This is a genomic window from Roseomonas sp. TAS13, assembly GCF_001950415.1.
GTDB classification, from domain to species: Bacteria; Pseudomonadota; Alphaproteobacteria; order Acetobacterales; family Acetobacteraceae; genus Roseomonas; species Roseomonas mucosa.
Window position 1 is genome coordinate 1 of sequence record NZ_BDLP01000339.1, and the last position, 4709, is coordinate 4709.

General features: G+C 68.9%; 5 protein-coding genes. 2 read left to right on the top strand and 3 right to left on the bottom strand.

Annotation, left to right across the window (positions count from 1 at the left end):
* The first annotated feature begins 149 nt into the window (after window positions 1-149).
* Entirely contained in the window at window positions 150-911 is a 762-nt protein-coding gene (locus ROTAS13_RS19590; RefSeq protein ID WP_075823163.1) for an IS110 family transposase, read from the top strand.
* Window positions 912-976: 65 nt separating this feature from the next.
* Here the strand turns inward: ROTAS13_RS19590 and ROTAS13_RS19595 are convergent, their stop codons facing one another.
* Complete coding sequence (locus ROTAS13_RS19595) at window positions 977-1696, bottom strand: Crp/Fnr family transcriptional regulator (protein ID WP_226945969.1); 720 nt, start codon at window positions 1694-1696, stop codon at window positions 977-979.
* Between the two features lie 268 nt (window positions 1697-1964).
* Between ROTAS13_RS19595 and ROTAS13_RS28515 the strand changes: the two genes are divergently transcribed.
* Window positions 1965-3092, top strand: a complete 1128-nt coding sequence (locus ROTAS13_RS28515; RefSeq protein WP_289781964.1) for a sensor histidine kinase — start codon at window positions 1965-1967, stop codon at window positions 3090-3092.
* Window positions 3093-3359: 267 nt separating this feature from the next.
* On the opposite strand, the gene ROTAS13_RS19605 is transcribed toward ROTAS13_RS28515, so the two are convergent.
* Together ROTAS13_RS19605 and ROTAS13_RS19610 are read right to left on the bottom strand one after the other, a co-directional pair.
* Window positions 3360-3707 (bottom strand): RidA family protein, encoded by a 348-nt coding sequence (locus ROTAS13_RS19605; protein WP_019462035.1) that lies wholly within the window; start codon window positions 3705-3707, stop codon window positions 3360-3362.
* A gap of 109 nt (window positions 3708-3816) precedes the next feature.
* Window positions 3817-4536: a (2Fe-2S)-binding protein gene (locus tag ROTAS13_RS19610; protein WP_253187718.1), complete on the bottom strand. Its 720-nt coding sequence runs from the start codon at window positions 4534-4536 to the stop codon at window positions 3817-3819.
* Window positions 4537-4709: the final 173 nt, after the last annotated feature.

A 4709-nucleotide genomic window follows, 5' to 3' on the forward strand; every position in this document is an offset into this window, starting at 1 on the left:
GGACAAGGCTCCGCCTTTTCCCCCGGCCCCCCTTATCCGCCAGGACACGGCGTGCCCTGGACCCGATGAGTTGGTTCTCGCTGACGCCGGATCGCGCCGGAGAGCATGGCTCTCCGGCGGACTGCCGGTGCCACGGGCGTGGACACGGTATGCGGGTCAAGGCCTACGGGCAAAGCGAACTGCTGCGCAACAAGACCGACAAACTGGACGCAGCCTCAATCGCCCGGTCCTGCCGGGCACATGACCCTTCGGCCTGGGTGCCACCGGCCACTCATCTGCGGGAGTTGCGCGAATTGGTGCGCCGCTGCGAGGGGCTGAAGGTCGCAAGAGTCCAGGAGATAAATCGCCAGAAGTCCGGAACGGCATCACCTGCGGTTGCTGCTTCGATCGCGGCTCACCTGGATTGGCTGGATCGGGAGATCGAAGCTGTCATGGATGCGGTGCAGGAAGTGGTGGCATCCGATCCTGTGCTGAGCCGTAACCATGAGCTGTTGTTGAGCATACCAGGGATCGGGACAGTCACTGCCCCTGTGCTGCTGGCCGAAGTGCCAAACATTGATAGGTTCCCCCCGAAGGGCCTTGCAGCCTTTGCCGGCTTGTCCCCTCAGGAGTACAGCTCCGGCAGCACAGTACGCCGCCCAGGCCGCATCAGCAGGATGGGAACGGAGCGCCTTCGTCGTGCGCTGTACATGTGTGCGCTTAGCAGCAGGCGCCGCAATCCTGCCTTGGCCGGCTTCGTGCAGCGCATGAGGGCGGCGGGTAAGCCCCCAAAAGTCATTCTATTGGTGATCGCTCGGAAGCTCCTGGTCTTCGCGCACGCGATAGTTCGATCGCAAAGGCCTTTTGCATTGGAAGCCGAGAACCATGACGGTCATCTAATCCGGCATCTAATCCGGGGAAGCGCCGGGTAAGGTGGACAGCAGACTTAGCTTCGGCGGCAAGCCGCTTCCGAAAGGCCCTTAACGAGCAGACACGGTCAGCCCTTGGCCAAACCTAGCAGGTGACCGAAGCGGCGCCGTACGGCGCCGTAGCACTCGCAGGCGACGGCTTCGAGGCCGTCGCGATCGGCGATCACGATCCGGCCCTGGCCGTAGCGGATCAGTCCAGCTTGCTGGAACAGCCGAGCCGCCACGGTGACGCCAGGACGGTGCACGCACAGCATCAGGGCGAGGAATTCCTGCGTCATCGGGAACTCGTCGCCCTCGGCCCGGTCGTGGGCCATCAGCAGCCAGCGCGCCAGCCGCTGGTCCAAGGCGTGGTGGCCGTTGCAGGCCGCGGTCTGGGTGACCTGCTCCTGGAAGGCCAGGGCGTAGCGCATCAGCAGCCGCTCCAGCTCGGGGATCTCCTCCAGGGACTGTTGGAAGGCGCTGGCGCCCAGCCGCAGCATGGTACCGGGTCCCTGCACCAGGGCCTCCACGGCGCCGCTATCAACTCCCAGCAACAGGGGCAGGCCAATCATGCCCTCGTTGCCGATGAGGCCGACCTCGGCGGAGTTGCCGTCCGCCAGCAGTGCCAGCATCGAGGCCCAGCCCACCTCGGGAAAGTAGACCGCCGTGATCGGCTCGTCCGGCATCATCAGGTTCTGCCGGAGGGCCATCTCGACCGGCTCCAGCTGGGGCCAGAGCCTATTGAGGCTCTCGGCTGGGAGGGCAGCGAGCAGACGGTTGCGCGGCACGGGTGCGGACGAATGGGCCAAGAACAGATCCCAGGCGACAGGTGTCGGCGGGAGTGCTTGGCATCTCTCAGCCACCCGCGCCGGAGGGTCTCCGCGGGTGATGCCCAAGACATAGGGGACAGAAGGTCTTGAGCAAACCCTCGGCCCAGAATTATTGGTGAATCGCATCTCCCCCCGTTGGATCCGATGATGCTGGCTTGCCCGTGCCAAGTGTACGGAAGCCGACAGTCAACCGCTGCCGTGACTGGCAGGGGAGAGGCCCTGCGAACGTGTTACGTGGAGCCTGCGAGTGTCGACGGAGCCTGCCACCGGTGCCACACCGAACCTGGACGGGCACACCTCCTCCGAGACGTCCTCACCCTGGGTGGACGGAGGCGGGCATCAGCCTGATGAGCTATCGTCCGACTCTGTCGCGGCCCTCAGAGCCGAGAACAGGATCCTGCGGGCGAAGCTCGAGCACGCCGAGCGGCTGCTGCACAGCGCGACCGACTACGCCGTGATCACTATGAACCTCGGCGGGCAGATCACCGGCTGGAACGCCGGGGCACGCGCCATCCTGGGCTACGCTGAGCCCGAAATCCTCGGCCGCTCGGGCGAGGTGTTCTTCACCGCTGAGGACCGCGCCGCCGGCGTATTCGTGGGCGAGCTGTGCCGGGCGAGGGAGCACGGGCGCGCGCTCAACGAGCGCTGGCACCTGCGGCGTGACGGCGCCCGCTTCTGGGCCAGCGGGTCGATGATGCCGCTGACCGACGGCGACGGGCGCGTGGAGGGCTTCCTCAACGTGTTCCGCGACGACACCGCGGGCCGGACCGAGGAGGAGCGCCGGGCATTGCGGCTGGCCGAGATGGGGCACCGGGTAAAGAACGTCCTGGCCACCGTGCAGGCGGTCGCGGGCCAGACCCTGCACCGGGCCGGCGTGAGCCCGGAGGTGCGGGACGTGCTGACCGCCCGGCTAATCGCCCTGGCGCGCTCGCACGAGCTGCTCACCAGCGGCGACGGGGACGGGGCTCCGCTGGCCGAGGTGGTGGAGCGCGCACTGCTCCCTTACGGCGACGCCGACCGCGTGACCCTGGAAGGCCCGCCGGTACGGCTGCCGGCCAGCGCGGTGGAGATGCTCGGGCTGGCCTTCCACGAGCTGGCCACCAACGCGGCGAAGTACGGCGCGCTGTCGGTGCCCGAGGGCGGCGTGGCTGTCCGCTGGAGCCTGCGCAAGGGCAAGGGGGGCAGCCGGTTCGTGGATATCCTGTGGCGCGAGCACGGCGGCCCGCCCGTTATCCCGCCGCCCAGCCGTGGTTTCGGTTCGAGGCTGCTGGAACGCGGGCTGGTGCATGATCTCGGCGGCACGGTGAAGCTCGGCTTCCATCCCGAAGGCGTGGAGTGCCACATCTGCTTGCCAATCAGCGTGGAAGCAGACTGACATCGTGGACGGAAGCGATGGCCCGCTTTCGGTCGGGAGCACGTATACCCTCTCATCCCTCTTGCCCTTCAACACGGTATCTTTCTTTTCAGGCACCCCGCGTCTCCACCTGCGCCCAGGGATCAACCCGAGGGCTGACGGCCACCATGTGGAGCCAACGCAAGCCCGGGGTCCGGGGACCGGCTTCGGTCCCCGGCGAAGAGGGGGTCCGGGGCGAGAGGCAGAGCCTCTCCCCCGGGGGCCAACCCGGAGCGCGACGTGGACCGGTCAGCCGCGCGCGGCGGTGACCACCACCTCGATCAGCGTGTCCGGTCCGAGATCGGCGACGCCGATGGTGGCGCGGGTCGGCAGGTCCTCCGCGCCGAACCATTCGGTCCAGGCGGCGTTCATCTCGTCCTTCAGCGCCATGTCGGTGATGTAGAGCGTGGCGGCCAGGACCTTGCCCTTGTCGCTGCCGTTCTCCTCCAGCAGCTTGCCGACCTTGGCCAGGATCTGCGCGGTCTGGCCCTTCATGGAAAGGGAACGGTCGTCGGCGACAATGCCGCCGAAATACAGCACGCCGTTATGCTCCACCACGCGGTGCATGATGGGGGTGCGGGCATGGCGTCGGATCATGGAATGACTTTCAGTTGGTGGCAGGAATTCCGGGCGGCGCCTCCGGCCACCCGGTCAGCGGGAAGTGCCCTGCTGCCTGCCGCCGCCGGATGCCGGCGGCGGCAGGCGCTCAGGCCACTTCCTCTGGCGGCAGGGCAGCGAGCTCGCCCACCGTCAGCGGCTTGAAGGGCGCGCGGGGGCGCAGGGTCCCGGCATCCTCGATGGAGAAGCCCCGCTCCGCGGCGATCAGCGCCGCCACGGTGGTGCCGCACATCCGCCCCTGGCAGGGTCCCATGCCCGCGCGCAGATAGGCCTTGGCCTGGTTGGGACCGGTGGCACCCAGGCGGGCGGCGAGGCGGACCTGCCCCGCCGTGACCTCCTCGCAGCGGCAGACGACTGTGGCGTCGTCGCGCGGGGCCAGAACCTCCGGTGCCGGGGCATAGAGCGCATCGAGGAAGGGGCGCAGCGACAGCGCGGCGGCGAGGGCGGCGTGATGCGGTCCGGCGCGGTGGTCGCGCTCGGCCTCGGAGATCCGGCCCAGCCGCCGCGCCGCGTCCAGAGCCACGAGCCGCCCGGTGGCCAGCGCCGCCTCCCAGCCGCCGATACCACCGCCATCGCCCGCGATGGCGATGCGCTCCTGGCTGGTGGCGCCCCAGGCATCGAGCACCGGGCGCCAGCAGAGCTGCGCCGTGTCCCAGCGGTGCTCCAGCCCGATGGCGCGCGAGACATGGGTGGAGGGGATCACCCCCTCATGCAGCAGCAGGGTGTCGCAGGGCAGGCTGCCGCTCTCCCAGCGCACGCGCTCGACCCGCGCCTCGCCCTCGGCACGGAGGCCGCGGACGTTGCGCACCACCCTGAGCCCGCGTCGCTTCGCCTCGCGCACCAGGGCGAGGCCCTTGAGCAGCAGCCCGCGCCCGTTCCACAGCCCGCCGGGATGCCGCAGCCCGACCCCGGCCGCGCCGCCGCGCGTGGTTTCCAGCCTGTCTCTTGATCACATCTACGCACAGCTCCACCGTAAGGCGA

Coding starts and splice junctions, on each gene's coding strand:
- ROTAS13_RS19590 (WP_075823163.1), top strand. CDS start 150: ATGCGGGTCAAGGCCTACGGGCAAAGCGAACTGCTGCGCAACAAGACC.
- ROTAS13_RS19605 (WP_019462035.1), bottom strand. CDS start 3,707: ATGATCCGACGCCATGCCCGCACCCCCATCATGCACCGCGTGGTGGAG.